A 19,366-nucleotide genomic window follows, 5' to 3' on the forward strand; every position below is an offset into this window, starting at 1 on the left:
CAAGGTCGGGAACCGCCGAGGAGTGCCGGGGCGTTGGACCGGCCGAACCAGTCCCGACACGTCCGGAACGAACGGACGTGCGACCCGACAGGGAGACACATGGCAGAGCTGGTCATGGTGCACGGCATCGGACCCGTGGGGGAGACCGAGCAGGAGCTCCGTGAGGAGTGGACGCGCACCCTCGCGCGCACCCTGCGCGACAAGGAGCGTGTCGAGGTCGCCGACCGTCTCGAACGCGGGGTCGTGACGGTCGACATGGCCTACTACCGCGACCTGTACCGACCCTACGTACCCCGGGACGAGTTCGACGTGACGCTGCCCCCGCAGGTGGCGGCGACCGGTGCGGCGTACGCCCAGGACGTCATCGGCAACATCAGTCGGCACGCGTCCGACCCCCGCGACAGCGAGGAGGCCGCCGATGCCCTGGAGGAACTGACCCTCGACGTCGGACCCGAACAGGGCCCACTGGAGCCGTTCCGTATGTTCGTCTCGATGATGGGGAGCCTCGGCCCCATCGCGCGCTCGGGCTTCGCCGCGCTCAGCGGCAGGGGGGCCTTCCATCTCGGACAGGTGGCCGCCTACCTGGACGACGAACGGGTGCGGGAAGGCGCGATCGAGGCGGTGCTCTCCCGGGTCACCCCGGACACCAAGGTCGTCCTCGCCCACTCCCTCGGCACCGTCGTCGCCTTCGAGGCCCTGCATCGCCTCGACCAGCCGCTGCCGCTGCTCGTCACCTTCGGCTCGCCCCTCGGGCTGCGCTCGATCATCCGCGGCCGACTGCGCCCGCAGCCCCTGCGTACGCCCCCCCAGGTGAAGCGCTGGGTCAACGTCGCCGACCGTGACGACTTCATCGTCGCCACCCTGCGCCTGCGCACCCTCTTCCCGGACGACGACGCGGTCCTGGAGCGCACGCGCACCGTCCGGAACAGCAACTTCGACCCGCACGCGGCGAAGGAGTACCTCGGCCGCTGGGAGACCGTGGAACCCCTGGCCGACCTGCTCTGACCCCGCTCCCGGCCGGGAGTCGCGCCGAGTGGGCACTCCGCTCGGCCGCACCGGTGCCGTCCCGCGCCTCTCCGGCGCGGCACGGACGCCGGGCCGGGAGGGGTGCCTAGGGTCGGGTGGCACGTACGACCCCTTCGTACGGATCCGTCCCGCAGAGGAGTGGCCCGTGGCCTCCCGGCTCAACCCCTACATCAGCTTCGCCGGCTCGGCGCGGCAGGCCCTCGACTTCTACCGGGAGGTGTTCGGCGGCTCGCTGGAGGTCAACACGTACGCGCAGTTCGGCCAGGCGCCGCCCGGCTTCGAGGACAAGGTCATGCACGGCATGCTGGAGACCACGGCCGGCTTCACGCTGATGGCCTCGGACACCCCGCCCGGCATGGACCACACCCCCGGCAACAACATCAGCGTCAGCCTCAGCGGCGACGACGAGACCGAACTCCGCGGCTACTGGACCAGGCTCTCCGAGCGCGGCACCGTCTCCGTCCCGCTGGAGAAGCAGATGTGGGGCGACGTCTTCGGCATGTGCACCGACGAGTTCGGCGTCACCTGGATGGTCAACATCTCCGGCGAGCCCTCCTGACCCGCCCTGACCACCGGAAACGTGGGTGAGAAGCACCTCGAACACCTGGTAGATTGATGTTCGTCGCCGCGAGGGAACGAGCGGGCGGCCAACACCTTGTCCGGGTGGCGGAATGGCAGACGCGCTAGCTTGAGGTGCTAGTGCCCTTTATCGGGCGTGGGGGTTCAAGTCCCCCCTCGGACACGATCGAGAACGAGCCGTGCAGGCCGGTGAGAACCGGCCGGCACGGCTCGTTCCCGTATGCCCCGGACTCCGGTGCCGGCGGCCTCCGGTGGCCCGCTCGCCTCAGGACTCCGGTGGGCGGAGGCCCGTCTGGCGGGTGATCCAGGGGAGGTGGGCGGTGATCCTGGTGTTCACCGCCGGGGTGTCCGTGGCGCAGCCGCGGCCGTAGGAGACCAGGGCGGCTAGGGCGGTGCGGCCGGTGGGGGCGCGGTGGACGAGGGGGCCGCCGGAGTCGTAGACGCAGGTGTCGCGGCCGGGGGTCCAGGTGCAGAGCTGGGCCAGGGTGAGGTGTTCGACGCCGCGGAGGGCGCAGGCGGTGTGGGGGAGCGTGTCCAGGGTCACCGTGCGCAGCACGGGGGAGGGGGCCTCGCCGAAGGCGGTGGCGCCCCAGCCGACGGCTTCCAGACGGGTGTGGGCGAACGATTCGCCAGGGGCCGGGAGGGCGATCGGGCGGACACCGGCGTCCGGGCGGACCGGGGTCGTGAGGGTGATCACGGCGAGGTCGTCGTGCTGGGTGCGGGGGTCGTAGCCGGGGTGGGTGGTGAAGCGCGCCGGGCGGGCCACGCGCGCGTGGCGGGACTCCGCCGCCGTGCGCAGGTCGTGCTCGCCGAGCAGCACCGCGACCCGGCCGGGATCGGCGTACGAGCCCGTCAGGCAGTGGGCGGCCGTCAGGACGTGCCGGGGGCCGATCAGGACGCCGCCGCAGAACTGCCGGTGGCGCTCGGTGTCGACCAGGGCCGCCGCGTACGGGTACGCCCCCGGGGCCGCCTCCCGGCCGCCGACGATCGCCGCAGCCTCGGGCGGCGCCACCGGCGCCGTCGCCAGAACCGTCCCCAGCAGTGCCCCCAGGAGCGCCGCCGTCAGTGCCCTCGCCCGTCCCACCATGCCCTCCGTGTCTGTCGACGCAGCGTGTCCATGACGTCAACGAGCCGGTACGGGGCAGGTCACCGCTCCGCGTCGGGCCGCCAGCCGGGGACGTACGAGGCCGCCGCCGCGTCCCAGGCGGGGGCGCCGCCGGGGAAGGGCCAGGCCCGGGTGAGGTCCGGGGCGCCGGCGGCCGCCTCCAGCTCGCGCGCGAGGAGGCGGGCCGCGTTCGCCGCGCGGGTCCTCCGGAGCGGTCCGTCCTCCAGCGCCGCCATCCGCTCCTCGTACGCCCGCACCGGGCGCTCCGCGCACAGCGCCACCCAGGCCGCGTCGGCCTCCCGGGAGAGGACCAGGACCTCCGGCCGGCCGCCCTCCGCGAGCGCGGCGGTCAGCCGGTCGTGGCCGTCCAGGACGACGGGGACGTTCAGGCCGCTGATCCACCAGGCGAACACCGGCGGCAGCACGCCCTCGCGGTACTGCCTGCGGTACGCCTTCACCCGGGGCGCCTCCGGCGGGGACAGGGGCCGCAGCGGCAGCAGGTCGCGGGCGTCGCCCTCGGGGTCCCCGTACCCGAACCAGGTGAGGTGGCCCCGGTCACGGTCGTACGGCAGGAGGTGGTCCCAGTGGCGCTCGACGAACCAGCCGGTGGCGTCCGGTGCCAGTCGCCACGCGCCCGCGTGCAGCGGTCCCGCGTCCGCCGCGCGCAGCTCCGCCTCCGCGTGCGCCGCCCACCGCTCCGTCCACGCCGCGCCTCCGGGAGCCGCGGACTCCGCGTACGCACGGGCCCGTTCGGCCCGGAGCGGCGCGAGGGGCGACACGTACCGGCCCGTCCGCGCGTAGTGCAGGCCCCGGTGGGTCACCCGCTGCCGGGCGAAGAGCACCGGCACGGGGCCCTCTCCGGGGGTCTCCCGCACCAGCACCAGGCGCCGCCCGTCGGCGCACTCCATCCGCAGCCCGGGCCGCACCGGGGAATCCACTCGCATGCGAGGAACCCTAGGTCTTTCCCGGAGAGTTCCGCCCGGCTGGGGACACCGGCTGGGGACACCGGCTGGGGACACCGGCTCGGGACACCGGCTCGGGGCGCCGGGCTGGGTGTCAGGGGACCCGCGCGGTCCATTCCGGCGAGGAGAACTTGGACTCCGCCAGGTCCTTGGCGAGGGCCAGCTCCTCCTCCGTGACCCGGCCCTCCGCCAGGCCGTAGCGCTGCCGGAAGGAGGCGACCATCCGCTCGATCACGGCCTCGCGCGGCAGACCGGTCTGACGGCGCAGCGGGTCGACGCGCTTCTTGGCGCTCTTGGTGCCCTTGTCGGAGAGCTTCTCGCGGCCGATCCGCAGCACCTCGGTCATCTTGCCGGCGTCGATGTCGTACGCCATCGTCACGTGGTGCAGCACCGCGCCGTCGCCGGTCACCATCCGCTTCTGCGCCGCGCCCGCGATCTTCCCGGCCTCGGTGGCGATGTCGTTGAGGGGCTGGTACCACGCCTTGACGCCCATGTCGCCGAGGGCGCCGAGCACCCAGTCGTCGAGGTAGGCGTAGCTGTCGGTGAAGGACAGGCCCTGCACCAGGGCGTCGGGGACGGACAGCGAGTACGTGATGGTGTTGCCGGGCTCGATGAACATGGCGCCGCCGCCGCTGATCCGGCGGACCACCTGGATGCCGTGCCGCTCGGCGGCCTCCGGGTCCACCTCGTTGCGCAGCGACTGGAAGCTGCCGATGACGACGGCCGGGGCGCCCCACTCCCAGACCCGGAGCGTCGGCGGGCGGCGGCCGGCCGCGACCTCGGCGGTGATCACCTCGTCGAGCGCCATGTGCAGGGCGGGGGCCTGCGGCGGTTCGTGGATCAGCTGCCAGTCGTAGTCGGTCCAGTCGGTGGCGTGCGCCAGCGCCCGGCGGACCGCCACCCCGATGCCCTCGGTGGTGAGGCCGTACATCTGCGTGCCGGGCGGCAGCGCCGCGTCGATGCGGGCCGCGAGCCCGGAGGCGTCGGTGTCGGCGGGGGCGCCCTCCAGGGCGCGGTCGATGGCGAGGATCGCCTCGTCGGGTTCGAGGAAGAAGTCGCCGGCCACCCGGACCCGGGCCAGCGCCCCGTCCACCACGTCGAGATCGACGACGACCAGCTTCCCGCCGGGGACCTTGTACTCGCCGTGCACCGGACCGACCTGCCTCTCGGGGAGCGCGGAGCCCCCAGGGGACGCGAAGGTCCCGCCAGGGGGTGAAACCGTCCAAAGCGTACTCCTGGTGTCCGCCTCCGGGCGGGCCGAGGCCCTGTACCGGTTGTCGGACCCGCGTGCTTAGCTGGACGCATGATCGAATCCTTCCTTGAGCACGTCCTCGACGGCGGTACGACCGAGGTGGAGGAAGCGGTCCGCAAGGCGGCCGCGGCGGAGATCATGCCGCGCTTCCGACAGCTCGCCGACCACGAGATCGTCGAGAAGAAGGGGCCGTACGACCTGGTGACGGTCGCCGACCGGGCCGCCGAGGAGCACCTGACCCAGGCGCTGACGGCCCTGCTGCCGGGCTCCGTCGTGGTCGGCGAGGAGGCCGTCCACGCCGACCCGGAGCTGTACGGGCGGCTGCGCGGCGACGCGCCCGTCTGGATCGTCGACCCGGTGGACGGCACCCGCCAGTTCGTCCACGGCGACCCGGGCTTCTGCACCCTGGTCGCCCTCGCCCGGCACGGCGAGCTCCTCGCCTCCTGGACCTACGCGCCGGCCCTCGGAGAGCTGGCCGTCGCCGTGAAGGGGCGCGGCGCGTTCCTGAACGGGGAGCGGATCCGGTCCGGTTCGCCCGCCCCGGACGCGGTGCTCCAGGTCGCCACCTCGCACCCCGACTACACCACGCCCGACCAGAAGCGGGCCCTGCTGGGCCTGGAGACCGAGGGCGTCCGGCCCCGGCCGTGCGGCTCGGCCGGCCTGGAGTACCTGGCCGTCGCCCGGGGCGAGCTCGACGCCACCGCCTTCAGCTGGGAGCTCGCCTGGGACCACGCGGCCGGACTGCTGCTGGTCGCGGAGGCGGGCGGCGCGCAGACCACCGTCGCCGGCGAGCCGTTCCGGATCGCCGGGGGCAACGCGCTGCCGTTCACGGCGGCCCGGGACGCGGCCACCGCCGAGCGGATCCGCGGCCTCCTCGGCGGCGGCCGGACCGAGGGCTGACGCGTGGTCACCGGCCGCCGGGCCCGCCCGATGCCGGCGCGCGGTCACCGGCCGCCGCGGCCGGAACCGGCCCCTCCCGAGGGGTCGCTCCGCCCCCGGCGGGCCCGGGCCTATCCTGGCCCTGCCGAACCGCCGGCCGACGTGAGGAGTCCGAGGTGACGTCGCTGCTCGATGCCGTCGTCGTGGGGGCGGGGCCCAATGGACTGACCGCCGCCGTGGAGCTGGCCCGGCGCGGCCGCTCCGTGGCCGTCTTCGAGGCGAAGGAGACCGTCGGCGGCGGAGCCCGTACCGAGGAGCTGACCCTCCCCGGCTTCCGCCACGACCCGTGCTCCGCCGTCCACCCGCTCGGCGCCGGCTCACCCGTCTTCCGGACGATGCCGCTCGACCGGTACGGCCTGGAGTGGCTCCACCCCGAGCTGCCCATGGCCCACCCCTGGGACGACGGCACCGCCGCCGTCCTCTCCCGCTCCGTCGCCGAGACCGCCGCCTCCCTCGGGCCGCGCGACGCCGGCACCTACCGCCGGCTGGTCGCCCCGTACCTCGGCAAGTGGGACACCCTCGCCCGGGACTTCATGCAGCTGCCGCTCACCGCGCTGCCCCGGGACCCGGTCACCCTGGCCCGCTTCGGGCTCACCGGCACGCAGCCCTCGACCTGGCTGCTGCGCCGCTTCCGCGACGAGAAGGCCCGCGCCCTCCTCGCCGGCCTGGTCGGCCACGTCATCGCCCCCCTCGACGGGTTCGCCACCTCCGCCGTCGGCCTCGTCTTCGCGCTCGCCGCGCACGCCGGCGGCTGGCCCGTGCCCCGCGGCGGATCCCAGGCGATCCCGGACGCCCTCACCGCGTACCTCACCGAGCTCGGCGGCACCGTCCACACCGGCTACGAGGTCAAGCGCCTCGACGACCTGCCGCCCGCCCGCGCCTACCTCTTCGACACCTCGCCCACCGCCCTCGCCCGCATCACCGGCTTCGGCGCGCACCACTACGCCCACTACCGGTACGGCGCCTCCGCCTTCAAGATCGACTACGCGCTCGACGGGCCCGTGCCCTGGACCGCCGAGGCCGCCCGCCGGGCCGGCACCGTCCAGGTCGGCCCCAGTGCCGGCGAGATCGACACCGCCCTGCGCCAGGCGTCCTCCGGCACCGCCCCCGAGACGCCGTTCCTCATCACCGCCCAGCCCAGCCTCGTGGACCCCAGCCGCGCCCCCGAGGGCCGGCACGTCTTCTGGGCGTACGGGCACGTGCCCAACGGCTGGCGCGGCGACCTCACCGACGCCATCGAGCGGCAGATCGAGCGCTTCGCCCCCGGCTTCCGCGACCGGATCCTCGCCCGCGCCACCGCGGGACCGCCCGAACTCGCCGCCCGCAACGCCAACTACATCGGCGGCGACATCGCCTGCGGCGCCGCCCGCGGCCTCCAGCTCGTCCTGCGCCCCACCCTCTCCCCGTGGCCGTACCACACCCCCCACCCCTCGGTCTTCCTCTGCTCCGCCGCCACCCCGCCCGGCCCCGGCGTCCACGGCATGTCCGGGCACAACGCCGCCAAGGCCGTCTGGCGCCACCTCAGGAACCTGGACAGCCGCGGAACCTAGACTCGCCCCATGGCCAAGTACATCGACGTGCACCCCGAGAACCCCCAGCCGCGCATCATCGACGGCGTGGCCGACTCGATCCGCAAGGGCGGGCTCATCGCCTACCCCACCGACTCCTGCTACGCCCTCGGCAGCCGGATCGGCAACCACGACGGCCTCACCCGCATCCGGGAGATCCGCCGCCTCGACGACCGGCACCACTTCACCCTCATGTGCGCGGACTTCGCGCAGCTCGGCCAGCTCGTGCACATCGACAACCGGGTCTTCCGCGCCGTCAAGGCCGCCGTCCCCGGCGCGTACACCTTCATCCTGCCCGGCACCAAGGAGGTGCCGCGCCAGCTCCTCCACCCCAAGAAGAAGACCGTCGGCGTCCGCATCCCCGACCACGTCGTCACCCAGGCGCTGCTCGCCTCCCTCGGCGAACCCCTGCTCTCCAGCACCCTGCTGCTCCCCGACGAGGAGGAACCGCTCACCCAGGGCTGGGAGATCAAGGAGCGGCTCGACCACCAGGTCGACGCCGTCCTCGACTCCGGCGACTGCGGCACCGTCCCCACCACCGTCGTCGACTTCTCCAGCGGCGAGCCCGAGGTCGTCCGCGTCGGCGCCGGGGACCCCACCCGCTTCGAGTGACCGGCGGGGGAGCGGGCCACCGGCCCCCGAGTGGCCCTTACGCCCGCGGGCGTGACCACCCTACGGTCGGCGGGGTGAACCACCGTTCACCCCGACCGCCGGAGGCCACCGCGTGATCGTCATCGCCCACGTCAGCGACATCCACATCGACGCGGGGGAGCGCGCCACCGCGCGCACCCGCGCCGTCCTGCGCCACCTGGAGGACCTGCCGTACGACCTCACGGCCGTCCTCGTCTCCGGCGACATCGCCGACCACGCCGACCCCGCGGAGTACGAGCGCGCCCGCGCCCTGCTCACCGGCCGCCACCCGCTGGTCGTCTGCCCCGGCAACCACGACGACCGCGCGGCCTTCCGGGCCGGCCTCGGGCCGCTGCTCCACGAGGACGGCGACCCCGCCCCCACCGCCCCCGTCGACCAGGTCCTGCGCGGCGACGGCTACGTCCTCGCCGTCTGCGACTCCTCCGTCCCCGGCAAGCACGACGGCCGCCTGGAGGACACCACCCTGGAGTGGCTCGACCGCGTCCTCACCGACACCCCGCGCGACACCCCTGTCCTCGTCGCCTTCCACCATCCGCCGGTGCCGCTGCACACGCCGTACGTGGACGAGATCCGCCAGTTCGGCGAGGAGCGGCTCGCCGCGCTCGCCGGCCGCCACCCCCATCTCACCGCCTTCCTCGCGGGCCACGCCCACACCGGCGCCGCCACCACCTTCGCCGGCCGCCCGCTGCTGGTCGCTCCCGGCACCGTCTCCACGATCCGCCTGCCCTGGGAGCACCCGGGTCCGGACAGCCCGCACGTCCATCTGGACACCCCGCCCGGGATCGCCTTCCATGTCCTGGGGGACGACGGACGGCTCACCACCCACTACCGGACGGTCGACGTCCCCGCCTGAACGTCCATGTCGTTTTTCTGCCAGCCGGACGCCCGCGCATCCCCGATCCTGGATCCATGCACACTGAGACCGAGCGCTGTGTGCGGGCCGTCCAGTCCAAGGACGCCCGCTTCGACGGCGTCTTCTTCACCGCCGTCCAGACCACTCGGATCTACTGCCGGCCCAGCTGCCCCGCGGTCCCGCCCAAGCCCGAGAACATGGAGTTCCACCCCAGCGCCGCCGCCTGCCAGCGGGCCGGCTTCCGGGCCTGCAAGCGGTGCCGCCCCGACACCAGCCCCGGCTCCCCGGAGTGGAACGTGCGGGCCGACACCGTCGCCCGCGCCGTCCGGCTGATCCAGGACGGGGTGGTGGACCGGGAGGGCGTCCCCGGGCTCGCCCGCCGGCTCGGCTGGTCCACCCGGCAGATCGAGCGCCAGATGCTCGCCGAGCTGGGCGCGGGCCCGCTCGCCCTGGCCCGCGCCCAGCGCGCCCAGACCGCCCGCACCCTCGTCGAGACCACCGGGCTGCCCTTCGGCGAGATCGCCTTCGCCGCCGGCTTCTCCTCGATCCGCTCCTTCAACGACACCGTCCGCCAGGTCTTCGCCCTCACCCCCGGCGAACTGCGCGCCCGCGCCGCCCGGCCCACCGCCCCCCACACCCCCGGCGTGATCAGCCTCCGGCTGCCGTTCAGGGCCCCGCTCGAACCGTCCAACCTCTTCGGCCACCTCGCCGCCACCGCCGTCCCCGGCGTCGAGGAGTGGCGCGACGGCGCCTACCGCCGGACCCTGGCCCTCCCGTACGGGCACGGGATCGTCGCCCTCGCCCCGCGGCCCGACCACATCGCCTGCCGGCTCTCCCTCACGGACCCGCGCGACCTCACCCACGCCATCAGCCGCTGCCGCCGGCTCCTGGACCTCGACGCCGACCCCGTCGCCGTCGACGACCGGCTCCGCGCGGACCCGCTGCTCGCCCCGCTCGTCGACAAGGCGCCCGGGCGGCGCGTCCCCGGCACCGTGGACCCGGCCGAGTTCGCCGTCCGGGCCGTCCTCGGCCAGCAGGTCTCCACGGCGGCGGCCCGCACCCACGCGGCCCGCCTGGTCACCGCGCACGGCGTCCCCGTGGAGGACCCCGAGGGCGGTCTCACCCATCTCTTCCCGACCTCCGAGGCGCTGGCCGGGCTCGACCCCGAGACCCTGGCCCTGCCCCGCAGCCGGCGCGCCACCCTGCTCACCCTCGTCCGGGCCCTGGCCGACGGGGAGCTCGCCCTGGGCCCGGACACGGACCGCGCGGAGAGCCGCGCGCGGCTGCTCGCCCTGCCCGGCTTCGGCCCCTGGACCACCGAGGTCATCGCGATGCGGGCGCTCGGCGACCCGGACGCCTTCCTCCCCGGCGACCTCGGCGTCCGCCGTGCCGCCGAGGGCCTGGGGCTGCCCGGCACCCCCGCCGCGCTCACGGCCCGTTCCGGCCACTGGGCGCCCTGGCGGGCCTACGCCGTCCAGTACCTTTGGGCGACCGACTCGCACCCGATCAACCACCTCCCCGCGTAAGGAAGTTCGACCATGCCCCGCACCGTCGTGCACACGGTCGTGGACAGCCCCTACGAGCCGCTGACCCTGGTGGCCGTCGACGGCGTCCTCAGCCGCGTCTACATGACAGAACAGCGCCACCGCCCGCCGGAGGAGACGTTCGGAGACCGGGACACCCGCCCGTTCGGCGAGACGATCCGTCAGCTCGACGCCTATTTCGAGGGCGAGCTCACCGAGTTCGACCTGCCGCTCCACCTGGAGGGAACCCCCTTCCAGCAGAGCGTCTGGGAGCAGCTCCTGCTCATCCCGTACGGGGAGACCCGGTCGTACGGCGAGCTCGCCGAGGCCCTGGGCAAGCCGGGCGCCTCCCGCGCGGTCGGTCTCGCCAACGGCAAGAACCCGGTCAGCATCATCGTCCCCTGCCACCGCGTGATCGGCTCCAGCGGAAGCCTCACCGGCTACGGCGGCGGCGTCGACCGGAAGAAGCGGCTGCTCGCCTTCGAGTCGGGAGGCTCCGGCCTGCCCGACGCGCTCTTCTAGGCCGTTCTCCCCGGGGCCGGCCGGGGCGGAGCGGTTCGGGCCGGGGCGGGCCGGATCGGCCCGGGGCGGGCGAGATCCGGACGGGACGGCCTAGGTCAGCCGGTCGAGGAGGGCCGGGAGCGCCGTGCCGATCGGCTCGCGCAGGACCTCGGCGGCGAGCGGGTCGTACGGGGTCGGCTCGGCGTTCACGATGATCAGCCGGGCCCCGTGCTCGGCGGCGATCCCGGCCAGCGAGGCCGCCGGCTGCACCTGGAGGCTCGTACCGACCGCGATGAACACGTCGGCGGCCTTGGCGACCGACATCGCGTTCCCGAGCACCACCGGGTCCAGCCGCTGCCCGAACATCACCGTCGCCGGCTTCAGGATCCCGCCGCAGTCCCGGCACGCCGGATCGGGTTCGCCGGCGTCGAGCCGCTCCAGCGCCTCCGTCATCGGCGTGCGGGCGTGGCAGGCGGTGCACACCACCGACCGGACGGTGCCGTGGAGTTCGAAGACCTTGCGGTCGGGCACCCCGGCGGCCTGGTGCAGCCCGTCCACGTTCTGGGTGATCACCCGCAGCGCGTTCCCGGTCCGCTCGAAGGAGGCGATCGCGCGGTGCGCCGCGTTCGGCTCGGCCGTCAGGACGGGCGCGTCGTGCCGCATCCGCCAGGAGCGGCGGCGGACCTCCGGATCCGCCATGTACGGACCGTAGGTGACCAGGCGTTCGGCCTCCGGGTCCTTCCGCCACAGCCCGTTCGGCCCCCGGTAGTCCGGGATGCCCGAGTCCGTGGAGATACCGGCACCGCTGAGGATCGCGACCATCGTCATGCCGGGAGACTAGGCATCCCGGATCCGCTCCCGCGACCGGGTTTCCCGGTGCTAGGTTCCGCCCATGGCCAAGGTGAACATCGCGCTCGACGCCGAACTCGTCGTGGAAGTCATGGTCCTGGCGGGCGTCGGCAGCCCGCAGGACGCCGTCGAGGCGGTCGTCCGCGACTACATCGCGCGCGGCCACCGCACGGAGGCCCGCACCGCCACCCGCGACGAGGCCAACCGGACCGGCGACATGCTGCCGCCGGAACCCCCGCAGGGCTGACCGCGGACTCGGCCGGAGCGCCGCGGGGCCGACGGCGCGGGCCCGGTCAGCCGTTCGCGGGCAGGCCGTTCTCCAGCTCCGCAGGGCCGCGGCCGCCGTCCAGCACCTCCAGTCCGGCCAGCGCCCGCAGGCCCAGGCTGCCCGGCAGGTGCGCCGTGACCTCGGACCGGTCGATCAGCTTCCAGGAGACCAGCTCGGACTCCTGGAGCCGGATCTCCGCGAGCCGCTCCCCGGACAGCACCCCGCCGTCGTACAGGTAGGCGACGACCGGCGGCCGGGCCGTGCTCTGCGCCCAGTCCACCGCGAGCAGCGGGCCCAGCGGCACGTCCAGACCGATCTCCTCGGCGGTCTCCCGGCGGGCCGCCTGGCGGGGCGTCTCGCCCGTCTCGGACTCGACCGTGCCGCCCGGCAGGACCCAGCCCTCGCGGTAGTTCGGCTCCAGGACGAGGATCCTGCCCCCGGTGTCCCGGAAGAGAGCGGCGGAGCCGGCCAGGACGCGGGGGAGGCCGGCGATGTACGTGGCGTAATCGGTGAGGGTCACACGGTCAGCGTAGCCAGCCGCAGCGTCCGTCCGGCGAGTTCGCGGATCCCGGCCCCGTCGAAGCCGTACACCGCGCTGCGCACCCGGTCGCGCAGCGGCCGGGACCACTGCGGCGGGATCGCCGCCGCCCCGCACAGCACCCCGGCCACCGACCCGGCCGTCGCGCCGTTGGAGTCGGTGTCGAGGCCGCCGCGCACGGTCAGCGCGATCGTGCGGGTGAAGTCGCCCTCGCCGTAGAGCAGTCCGGCGGTCAGCACCGCCGCGTTCGGCACCACGTGGATCCAGCCGAGGCCGGCCGTGCGCGCCGCCAGCTCGTCCAGCGTCCGCGACCAGCCGAGCCCCGCCTCGTACAGCGCGATCGTCTCCCGCACGGTCCGGGCCAGCCTGCTCCCCGGCGGCACCACCTCCAGGGCCGTGACGAGCGCGGAGCGGGCGTCGGGGGCGGTGAAGGCGGCGGCGACCAGGGCGGCCGCCCACATCGCCCCGTACACCCCGTTCCCGGTGTGCGAGACGACCGCGTCCCTGCGGGCCAGCCCGGCCGCCCGGCGCGGGTCGCCGGGACAGGTCCAGCCGTAGACGTCCGCCCTGATCAGGGCCCCGATCCACTCCTGGTAGGGGTTGTCGTAGGTGGCGGTGAGCGGTGGTCGCAGCCCGTTGGCGAGGTTCCGGTACGCGGCCCGCTCGGCGGTGTACGTCTGGAGGTACGGCAGCCGCAGCAGCCACAGCTCGCCCACCTGCTCGGTGGTGAAGCCGAAGCCGTGCGTCTCCAGCAGGTGCAGCCCGAGCAGGGTGTAGTCGACGTCGTCGTCCCGGCAGCTCTCGCGGATCCCGCCGCGCACGCAGAGCGGCCACTCGGGCCGCAGAGCGAAGCCGGTCGCGCCGGCGGGCGGCGGCGGCAGGTAGTCGGTGAGCGGGAGCGCGTCGGTGAGCCGCAGGTAGGCGTCGATGCGTTCCCGCGTCCAGTGCTCGCCCTGCTCGACGGGCTTGCCCAGCATGTTCCCGGCGATCCGCCCGGTCCAGCCGCCGAGGATCCGGTCGGCGAGGCCGGGGTCGGGCTCCGGCTCGGGGGCGGGGACAGGGGCAGGGGTGGCGGGCGTCGGCGCGGCGGGTGTCGGGCCGGGGTCCGGTGCGGGGTGGTGCGGGTCGGCGGGGGCCGGGTCGGCGGGGTCCGGGCGCTGCCCGGGGCCGTCCGTCATGCCCCGCCGTCCTTCGTCGGCTCGTCGCCCTCCGTGTCCGCGCGGGAGCGGGCCGCGCGGTGCGGCCGGGGGTGCCGGGTGGAGCCGCCCTGCTCGGTCATCGCCTCGCCGACCAGGGTCCGCACCGCGTCCCGCAGCCCGTGCAGCGCGTGGTGCCGGGCCGGGCCCGCTCCCGGATCCTCCCGCAGCTCCTTCACCAGCGCCCAGCACAGCACCAGCATGACCACCACGAACGGCAGGGCCACCAGGATCGTCGCCGTCTGGAGCGAGTCCAGGCCGCCCGCCACCAGCAGCACCGCCGCGACGGCCGCCATCAGCACGCCCCAGGTCACCACCAGCCACGTCGGCGGGTGCAGCGAGCCCCGGCTGGTCAGCGAGCCCATGACGAGGGAGGCCGAGTCGGCGCTGGTGACGAAGTACGTCATCACCAGGAGCATCGCGACGACCGAGCTGACCGTGCCCAGCGGCAGCGCGTCCAGCATCGCGAAGAGCGATGCCTCGGCGCCGTCCCGCACCGCCGTCGCCAGATCGGCCTCGCCCGTGGACTCCAGCCGGATCGCCGTGCCGCCCATCACGCAGAACCAGACCACCGTCGCCCCGGACGGCACGAGCAGCACGCCCACCAGGAACTCGCGGATCGTCCGGCCGCGCGAGATCCGGGCGATGAAGGTGCCGACGAACGGCGCCCAGGACAGCCACCACGCCCAGTAGAAGATCGTCCAGGCGCCCAGCCAGTCGCGGTCGGTGAAGGCGCCGGTGCGGCTCGCCATCGGCAGCAGCTCGTGCAGGTAGCCGCCGACCGAGGCCGGGATCGTGTCCAGGACGTAGACGGTCGGGCCGAGCAGGAAGACGAAGAGCGCCAGACAGCCGGCGAGCACGATGTTCAGCGTCGACAGCCACTTGACGCCCTTGTGCAGGCCGGAGAAGGCCGACAGGACGAAGGCCGCCGACAGGGCGGCGATGATGATCAGCTGGGTGGTCGTCGAGGCGTCGACGCCCAGGGTGAGGTCCAGTCCCTCGGCCACCTGGAGCGTGCCCAGGCCCAGGCTCGTCGCCGTGCCGAAGACGGTCGCGAAGACCGCGAGCAGGTCGATCGCCCGGCCCTGCCACGACGCGGCCCTGCGGGCGCCGAGGAGCGGGACGAAGGCGCTGCTCAGCTGGTTGCCGCGGCCCTTGCGGAAGCCCGCGTACGCCAGCGCGAGCCCGGCGATCCCGTAGATCGCCCACGGGGTCAGCGTCCAGTGGAAGAACGAGTACTCCATCGCCGTGCGCGCCGCCGCGCCCGTACCGGCCGGGCCACCGCCGGGCGGCGGGTCCAGGAAGTGCTGGAGCGGCTCGCCCACCCCGTAGAACATGAGACCGATCCCCATGCCGGCGCTGAACATCATCGCGATCCAGGCCAGATTCGTGAACTCCGGCTCCGAGTCGTCCGCGCCGAGCCGGATCCGGCCGAAGCGGCTCAGCGCGAGCACCACGCACAGCACCAGGAAGGTGTCCGCGGCGATCACGAACAGCCACGCGAAGTTGGCCAGGACCCAGGAGAGGGCCGTGGAGGAGGCGCTGTCGAAGGAGTCCTTGCCGAGCGCCGCCCAGCCGACGACCGCGACGACGGCGGCCACCCCGATCCCGATGACCTTCGCGTCGGGGGCGTGGCGTTCCGGTACGTGATCCGGAGACGTCCGGTCGTTCATATCCGTGCTCATGTGAGCCCACTATGGTCGGACATTTCTCGTTATCCGGGGGTGGCACGCCGTCTGGCGGTACGGATAGGGTCGGCCCTGGCGCGACTGCCTGTTCGAAAGCAAGGGATGCAAGGTGACGGACGGAGCAGCAACTCAGGTCGCTCACGTGCTGGTGGCGGCCGACAAGTTCAAGGGCTCGCTCACGGCCGTACAGGTCGCGGAGCGGGTCACGGCGGGGCTCCGGAAGGTCGTCCCCGGCCTCTCGGTCGAGGCCCTGCCCGTCGCCGACGGCGGCGACGGCACGGTCGCGGCGGCCGTCGCGGCCGGGTTCGAGCGGCGCGAGGTGGAGGTCGCCGGACCCGTCGGCACACCGGTCACCGCCGCGTTCGCGCTGCGCGGCACCACCGCGGTCGTCGAGATGGCGGAGGCGTCCGGCCTCCAGCTCCTCCCCGCCGGGGAGTTCGCCCCGCTGACCGCCACGACGTACGGCTCCGGCGAACTGCTGCGGGCCGCGCTCGACGCGGGCGCCACCACGCTCGTCTTCGGCGTCGGCGGCAGCGCCACCACCGACGGCGGCGCGGGCATGCTCGCCGCGCTCGGCGCCCGCTTCCTGGACGCGGACGGCGAGCCCGTCGGCCCCGGCGGGGCGGCCCTGGCCGAGCTGGCCTCCGCCGACCTCTCCGCCCTGGACCCGCGCTTCGCCGAGGTCGAGTTCATCCTCGCCAGCGACGTCGACAACCCGCTGACCGGCCCCAAGGGCGCGCCGGCCGTCTACGGCCCGCAGAAGGGCGCCACGCCGGAGGACGTCGAGACCCTCGACACGGCCCTCGCCCACTACGCGCGGGTCCTGGAGAAGGCGATCGGCCCGAAGGCCGCCGAGCTCGCCGCCTCTCCGGGCGCGGGCGGCGCCGGCGGCATCGGCTACGGCGCGCTCCTCCTCGGCGCGGGCTTCCGCCCCGGCATCGAGCTGATGCTCGACGTCCTCGGCTTCGCGCCCGCCCTGGAGCGCGCCACCCTCGTCATCACCGGCGAGGGCTCCCTCGACGAGCAGACCCTCCACGGCAAGGCCCCGGCGGGCGTCGCCGCGGCGGCCCGCGCGGCCGGCAAGGAGGTCGTCGCGGTCTGCGGCCGCCTCGCCCTCCCGCCCGAGGCCCTCGGCGCGGCCGGCATCCGCCGCGCCTACCCGCTCTCCGCCCTGGAGCCGGACCCCGCCAAGTCCATCCCGAACGCGGGCCCCCTCCTGGAGGAAGTGGCCTCGCACATCGCGCGGGACTTCCTGGCGTAGCGGGTACGGGCCGGGCGTTCCGCGACGCCCGGCCTTCGCGGCCGTCAGGCCGCGTCGACCGTCCGGTCCGGAGCGCCGGTCGACGGGTCCAGCGTGATCCGCGTCGTACCGTCGCTGCCGGAGACCAGGAGCGCGTCCGGGCCGTCCCAGGCGACCGCGACGAAGCCCGACCGCTCGCCGAACGTGGCCACCGGATGGCTCCGGGCGGTGAGACCCGAGCCGGAGACCACCGTCACCCGCCACAGCGGGTCGATGAGCGCGGCGCCCGTGTCCACGGTCACGTACCGCTCCGCACCGCCCGGCGCCGCCCAGCGCTCGGATTCCTCCCAGCCGGGGGAGAGGAAGTCGCCGAGGACCACCCGCGCGAACACGAGCAGGACGGCCGCCGCCGCGCACACGGCGACCAGCCCCTCACGCGCCCACCCCCGCCTGCCCGCCAACCGGACGCCCACCGCGCACAGCACCGCCAGGGCGAGCCAGTACGGCCAAGGCGCCCCGAACACGGCCAGCAGCACCACCAGCCGCGTCGACTCCGCCACCAGCGACCCCAGCGCCTGGACCACCGGAGCCAGCAGCCCCACCGCGATCAGAACCTTCCCGAGAGTCGTCCACCGTGGTGTCGTACGCATGTTCGTCGTCATGGTCACGGGGGGATCCTGCCACGTCATCGGGGCTCGCGTACGTAGTCGCTGTAGCGATTACCGTCGGCGTCCGCCCAGTTGCCTGCGTGAACGATCGCCCGTTCGCCGGAGCCGTCGACGCCGACATAGAGGCCGCAGCTGTGGGCAGCGGGCTCCTGGAAGCTCATGAAGAGCGCCCGCGGCTCATCGCTGTCGCCGAACGTCCATGTGAGGCCGGCCGGCTGGGCGACCGATTCCATCAGCCACTCGCAGGACGCGGACAATGACGCCCCCGTCAGGGACGCGGTGCCGTCCCCGCGGATGGTGAGGCGCCCTCCACCGCCTTCCTCGGTCCAGACGCCCTCGACGTCCGCGACGTCCAGACTTCGCTGATCGGCGGGGACGATCAGCAGGTCGGCGGCGATCCAGGCCAACGCCCCGACGGCCACCGCCAGTGCCGTCGTCACCCGCAGGATCATGCGGGTGCTTCTGGACAGGGGAGGTCTGCGCGGGCGAGGAGGCGCGGGAGGGGAGGGCTCGGACGTCATCCGCTCACCCTGGCGCAGTCAGCCGGAACGCGTCCAGCGCCAGCGTCATCTCCGTGAGGTCACGCGGCCGGGACAGCGACCGGGACGTCAGCTGCTCCAGGCGCCGCAGGCGGTTGAAGACCGTGTTGCGGTGGCAGTAGAGGCGGCCGGCGGCGCGGCCCGCCGAGCCTTCGCAGTCCAGCCAGGCGTCCAGCGTCTCCAGGAGCACCGCGCGGTCCGCCGGGTCCAGTTCGAGGAGGGCGCCGAGGACGTCCGTGACGAGGAGTTCGGCCAGGTCGGGCTGGCCGACAATCAGCGCGCCGGCCATCCGGCGGTCCAGCCGGACCACCTGGCGGGTGCCGGGCGGGCAGGTGCGCAGGGCGAGTTCGGCGAGGCGGCGGGCGCGGCCGAGTTCGGTCAGGCCGGTCACGACCGGGCTGATGCCCCCGGGGCCCGGGCACCGCCCGTCGAGGAGTTCCGCCAGCGCGTCCAGGCCCGTCCCCTCGGCCAGCGCCACCACCCCGATCTCGCAGTCGGCCCGCATCCGCCACAGGAACCGCAGCCCCTCGCCCCGCGCCTGACGGTGGAACGGCTCCCGCTCCTCGCGCCGGTCCGGGCGCAGCACCACCACCGCGTACCGCCCCTGCTCCGGCAGGTCGAGGCCCGCCGCCGCCCGCGCCACCATCTCCGGGGCGCGCTGGCCGCCGAGCAGTTCGTCGAGGAGCGCCTGGAGCTGCTCGTCCGTACGGCGCCGCAGCTCCGCCTCGGTCGCCCGGTACGCCTCCGAGGCGCGGTCGGCCTGCGCGTCCACCGCCGACCAGACCGTCGTCGCCGACTGCATCAGCGCCGCGAGCTGGGCCGCGTCGGGGCCCGTGCCCTCGATCAGCGCCTCCCACACCAGGTGACCGGCGTGCCGGTACGCGTGCACCACCAGCTCCAGCGGCATGCCCTGCTCGGCACGCCGCCGGCCCAGCAGCTCCGCGTGCTCCAGGTCGCGGCGGGGCGAGTGCCGGGGCGCCGAGATCATCTCGATCCCGATCCGCATCGCCTCGTGCGCCTCCTGCCAGTGCTGGTCGTAGGGCACGATCCGCCCGTAGGCGGGCTCGTACGCGTGCAGTTCCGTCAGATGCTCGTCCACCAGCTCCGGCACCCGCTCCAGAAGCGCCGTGCACGCACGGGCGAGCACCTTCCAGTCGTCACCGGTCCGCCGTCTGCGCCGTCCCATGGCGGGAGCATCCACCGCCCCGCGCCCCACGGCAACGCCCTGACGCGCAGCGTTGTGCGCATGCACAGCCCTCCGGCGGCCCCGCTGGTCACCGGCAGCGTTTGTGGAGCCGGGCGTGGACGGGCGGTCGGGCGCGGTGCTGGGGTGAGCGCCACCGAACGGCCAGTAACAAGGCCGAGTGACAAGGCGGCCCGGAAGGGGAGTCATGGGAGGTACCGCACCCGCCCTGACGGTG

At 74.5% G+C, this 19,366-nt stretch carries 20 protein-coding genes and 1 tRNA gene; 11 read left to right on the top strand and 10 right to left on the bottom strand.

Annotation, left to right across the window (positions count from 1 at the left end):
- Window positions 1-99: 99 nt before the first annotated feature.
- From ACFVU3_RS22555 to ACFVU3_RS22565, 3 genes are all read left to right on the top strand, one after another.
- Window positions 100-1,005: a hypothetical protein gene (locus ACFVU3_RS22555; protein WP_390068701.1), complete on the top strand. Its 906-nt coding sequence runs from the start codon at window positions 100-102 to the stop codon at window positions 1,003-1,005.
- 166 nt (window positions 1,006-1,171) lie between these two features.
- On the top strand, window positions 1,172-1,585 hold the full coding sequence (locus tag ACFVU3_RS22560) for a VOC family protein (protein WP_390068702.1): 414 nt from the start codon (window positions 1,172-1,174) through the stop codon (window positions 1,583-1,585).
- A 98-nt stretch (window positions 1,586-1,683) separates the two neighbouring features.
- Window positions 1,684-1,768, top strand: a tRNA-Leu gene (locus ACFVU3_RS22565).
- 102 nt (window positions 1,769-1,870) lie between these two features.
- Here ACFVU3_RS22565 and ACFVU3_RS22570 read toward each other — a convergent pair.
- The 3 genes from ACFVU3_RS22570 to ACFVU3_RS22580 form a co-directional block, all read right to left on the bottom strand.
- Complete coding sequence (locus tag ACFVU3_RS22570; RefSeq protein WP_390068703.1) at window positions 1,871-2,692, bottom strand: S1 family serine peptidase; 822 nt, start codon at window positions 2,690-2,692, stop codon at window positions 1,871-1,873.
- Window positions 2,693-2,751: 59 nt separating this feature from the next.
- Entirely contained in the window at window positions 2,752-3,654 is a 903-nt protein-coding gene (locus ACFVU3_RS22575; RefSeq protein WP_390068704.1) for a hypothetical protein, read from the bottom strand.
- Window positions 3,655-3,766: 112 nt separating this feature from the next.
- Window positions 3,767-4,822 carry a biotin/lipoate A/B protein ligase family protein gene (locus ACFVU3_RS22580; protein ID WP_390068705.1) on the bottom strand — a complete coding sequence of 352 codons (1,056 nt, stop codon included), beginning with the start codon at window positions 4,820-4,822 and terminating at the stop codon, window positions 3,767-3,769.
- A gap of 153 nt (window positions 4,823-4,975) precedes the next feature.
- Between ACFVU3_RS22580 and ACFVU3_RS22585 the strand changes: the two genes are divergently transcribed.
- The 6 genes from ACFVU3_RS22585 (at window position 4,976) to ACFVU3_RS22610 (ending at window position 10,980) form a co-directional block, all read left to right on the top strand.
- Entirely contained in the window at window positions 4,976-5,824 is an 849-nt protein-coding gene (locus tag ACFVU3_RS22585) for an inositol monophosphatase family protein (protein WP_390068707.1), read from the top strand.
- Window positions 5,825-5,979: 155 nt separating this feature from the next.
- Window positions 5,980-7,413, top strand: coding sequence for a phytoene desaturase family protein (locus ACFVU3_RS22590; protein WP_390068709.1), 1,434 nt, complete (start codon window positions 5,980-5,982; stop codon window positions 7,411-7,413).
- Between the two features lie 9 nt (window positions 7,414-7,422).
- Window positions 7,423-8,043 carry an L-threonylcarbamoyladenylate synthase gene (locus ACFVU3_RS22595; protein ID WP_390068711.1) on the top strand — a complete coding sequence of 207 codons (621 nt, stop codon included), beginning with the start codon at window positions 7,423-7,425 and terminating at the stop codon, window positions 8,041-8,043.
- Window positions 8,044-8,155: 112 nt separating this feature from the next.
- Window positions 8,156-8,935, top strand: coding sequence for a metallophosphoesterase (locus tag ACFVU3_RS22600; protein WP_390068713.1), 780 nt, complete (start codon window positions 8,156-8,158; stop codon window positions 8,933-8,935).
- 56 nt (window positions 8,936-8,991) lie between these two features.
- Entirely contained in the window at window positions 8,992-10,461 is a 1,470-nt protein-coding gene (locus ACFVU3_RS22605; RefSeq protein WP_390068715.1) for an AlkA N-terminal domain-containing protein, read from the top strand.
- A gap of 12 nt (window positions 10,462-10,473) precedes the next feature.
- On the top strand, window positions 10,474-10,980 hold the full coding sequence (locus tag ACFVU3_RS22610; RefSeq protein ID WP_390068717.1) for a methylated-DNA--[protein]-cysteine S-methyltransferase: 507 nt from the start codon (window positions 10,474-10,476) through the stop codon (window positions 10,978-10,980).
- Between the two features lie 90 nt (window positions 10,981-11,070).
- Here the strand turns inward: ACFVU3_RS22610 and ACFVU3_RS22615 are convergent, their stop codons facing one another.
- Window positions 11,071-11,787 carry an NAD-dependent deacetylase gene (locus ACFVU3_RS22615; RefSeq protein WP_390068719.1) on the bottom strand — a complete coding sequence of 239 codons (717 nt, stop codon included), beginning with the start codon at window positions 11,785-11,787 and terminating at the stop codon, window positions 11,071-11,073.
- Between the two features lie 64 nt (window positions 11,788-11,851).
- Here ACFVU3_RS22615 and ACFVU3_RS22620 point away from each other — a divergent pair, with 64 nt between their 5' ends.
- Window positions 11,852-12,055, top strand: coding sequence for a type II toxin-antitoxin system VapB family antitoxin (locus ACFVU3_RS22620; protein WP_360313700.1), 204 nt, complete (start codon window positions 11,852-11,854; stop codon window positions 12,053-12,055).
- A 46-nt stretch (window positions 12,056-12,101) separates the two neighbouring features.
- On the opposite strand, the gene ACFVU3_RS22625 is transcribed toward ACFVU3_RS22620, so the two are convergent.
- The 3 genes from ACFVU3_RS22625 to ACFVU3_RS22635 are packed head-to-tail and all read right to left on the bottom strand — an operon-like array spanning window position 12,102 to window position 15,495.
- Window positions 12,102-12,596, bottom strand: a complete 495-nt coding sequence (locus ACFVU3_RS22625; protein WP_390068721.1) for an NUDIX domain-containing protein — start codon at window positions 12,594-12,596, stop codon at window positions 12,102-12,104.
- Window positions 12,593-13,792, bottom strand: coding sequence for an ADP-ribosylglycohydrolase family protein (locus ACFVU3_RS22630; protein ID WP_390068723.1), 1,200 nt, complete (start codon window positions 13,790-13,792; stop codon window positions 12,593-12,595). Before ACFVU3_RS22630 ends, ACFVU3_RS22625 begins: the two co-directional genes overlap by 4 nt.
- A complete protein-coding gene (locus ACFVU3_RS22635) occupies window positions 13,789-15,495 on the bottom strand; it encodes a BCCT family transporter (protein ID WP_390068724.1) in 1,707 nt (568 codons plus the stop codon). Before ACFVU3_RS22635 ends, ACFVU3_RS22630 begins: the two co-directional genes overlap by 4 nt.
- Window positions 15,496-15,607: 112 nt before the next feature.
- Here ACFVU3_RS22635 and ACFVU3_RS22640 point away from each other — a divergent pair, with 112 nt between their 5' ends.
- Window positions 15,608-16,759: a glycerate kinase gene (locus ACFVU3_RS22640; protein ID WP_390068726.1), complete on the top strand. Its 1,152-nt coding sequence runs from the start codon at window positions 15,608-15,610 to the stop codon at window positions 16,757-16,759.
- Between the two features lie 44 nt (window positions 16,760-16,803).
- On the opposite strand, the gene ACFVU3_RS22645 is transcribed toward ACFVU3_RS22640, so the two are convergent.
- From ACFVU3_RS22645 to ACFVU3_RS22655, 3 genes are all read right to left on the bottom strand, one after another.
- Window positions 16,804-17,406: a hypothetical protein gene (locus tag ACFVU3_RS22645; protein ID WP_390068727.1), complete on the bottom strand. Its 603-nt coding sequence runs from the start codon at window positions 17,404-17,406 to the stop codon at window positions 16,804-16,806.
- Window positions 17,407-17,423: 17 nt separating this feature from the next.
- Window positions 17,424-17,858, bottom strand: a complete 435-nt coding sequence (locus tag ACFVU3_RS22650) for a hypothetical protein (protein ID WP_390068729.1) — start codon at window positions 17,856-17,858, stop codon at window positions 17,424-17,426.
- A gap of 73 nt (window positions 17,859-17,931) precedes the next feature.
- Window positions 17,932-19,131, bottom strand: coding sequence for a PucR family transcriptional regulator (locus tag ACFVU3_RS22655; RefSeq protein ID WP_390068730.1), 1,200 nt, complete (start codon window positions 19,129-19,131; stop codon window positions 17,932-17,934).
- Window positions 19,132-19,366 lie beyond the last annotated feature (235 nt).

Source organism: Streptomyces sp. NPDC058052, from assembly GCF_042885515.1.
GTDB lineage: Bacteria > Actinomycetota > Actinomycetes > Streptomycetales > Streptomycetaceae > Streptomyces.

Excerpts from the sequence above, each read along its gene's own strand:
- ACFVU3_RS22555 (WP_390068701.1), top strand. The coding sequence starts at position 100 with ATGGCAGAGCTGGTCATGGTGCACGGCATCGGACCCGTGGGGGAGACC.
- ACFVU3_RS22570 (WP_390068703.1), bottom strand. The coding sequence starts at position 2,692 with ATGGTGGGACGGGCGAGGGCACTGACGGCGGCGCTCCTGGGGGCACTG.
- ACFVU3_RS22575 (WP_390068704.1), bottom strand. The coding sequence starts at position 3,654 with ATGCGAGTGGATTCCCCGGTGCGGCCCGGGCTGCGGATGGAGTGCGCC.
- ACFVU3_RS22585 (WP_390068707.1), top strand. The coding sequence starts at position 4,976 with ATGATCGAATCCTTCCTTGAGCACGTCCTCGACGGCGGTACGACCGAG.
- ACFVU3_RS22595 (WP_390068711.1), top strand. The coding sequence starts at position 7,423 with ATGGCCAAGTACATCGACGTGCACCCCGAGAACCCCCAGCCGCGCATC.
- ACFVU3_RS22605 (WP_390068715.1), top strand. The coding sequence starts at position 8,992 with ATGCACACTGAGACCGAGCGCTGTGTGCGGGCCGTCCAGTCCAAGGAC.
- ACFVU3_RS22610 (WP_390068717.1), top strand. The coding sequence starts at position 10,474 with ATGCCCCGCACCGTCGTGCACACGGTCGTGGACAGCCCCTACGAGCCG.
- ACFVU3_RS22615 (WP_390068719.1), bottom strand. The coding sequence starts at position 11,787 with ATGACGATGGTCGCGATCCTCAGCGGTGCCGGTATCTCCACGGACTCG.
- ACFVU3_RS22620 (WP_360313700.1), top strand. The coding sequence starts at position 11,852 with ATGGCCAAGGTGAACATCGCGCTCGACGCCGAACTCGTCGTGGAAGTC.
- ACFVU3_RS22630 (WP_390068723.1), bottom strand. The coding sequence starts at position 13,792 with ATGACGGACGGCCCCGGGCAGCGCCCGGACCCCGCCGACCCGGCCCCC.
- ACFVU3_RS22635 (WP_390068724.1), bottom strand. The coding sequence starts at position 15,495 with ATGAGCACGGATATGAACGACCGGACGTCTCCGGATCACGTACCGGAA.
- ACFVU3_RS22650 (WP_390068729.1), bottom strand. The coding sequence starts at position 17,858 with ATGATCCTGCGGGTGACGACGGCACTGGCGGTGGCCGTCGGGGCGTTG.
- ACFVU3_RS22655 (WP_390068730.1), bottom strand. The coding sequence starts at position 19,131 with ATGGGACGGCGCAGACGGCGGACCGGTGACGACTGGAAGGTGCTCGCC.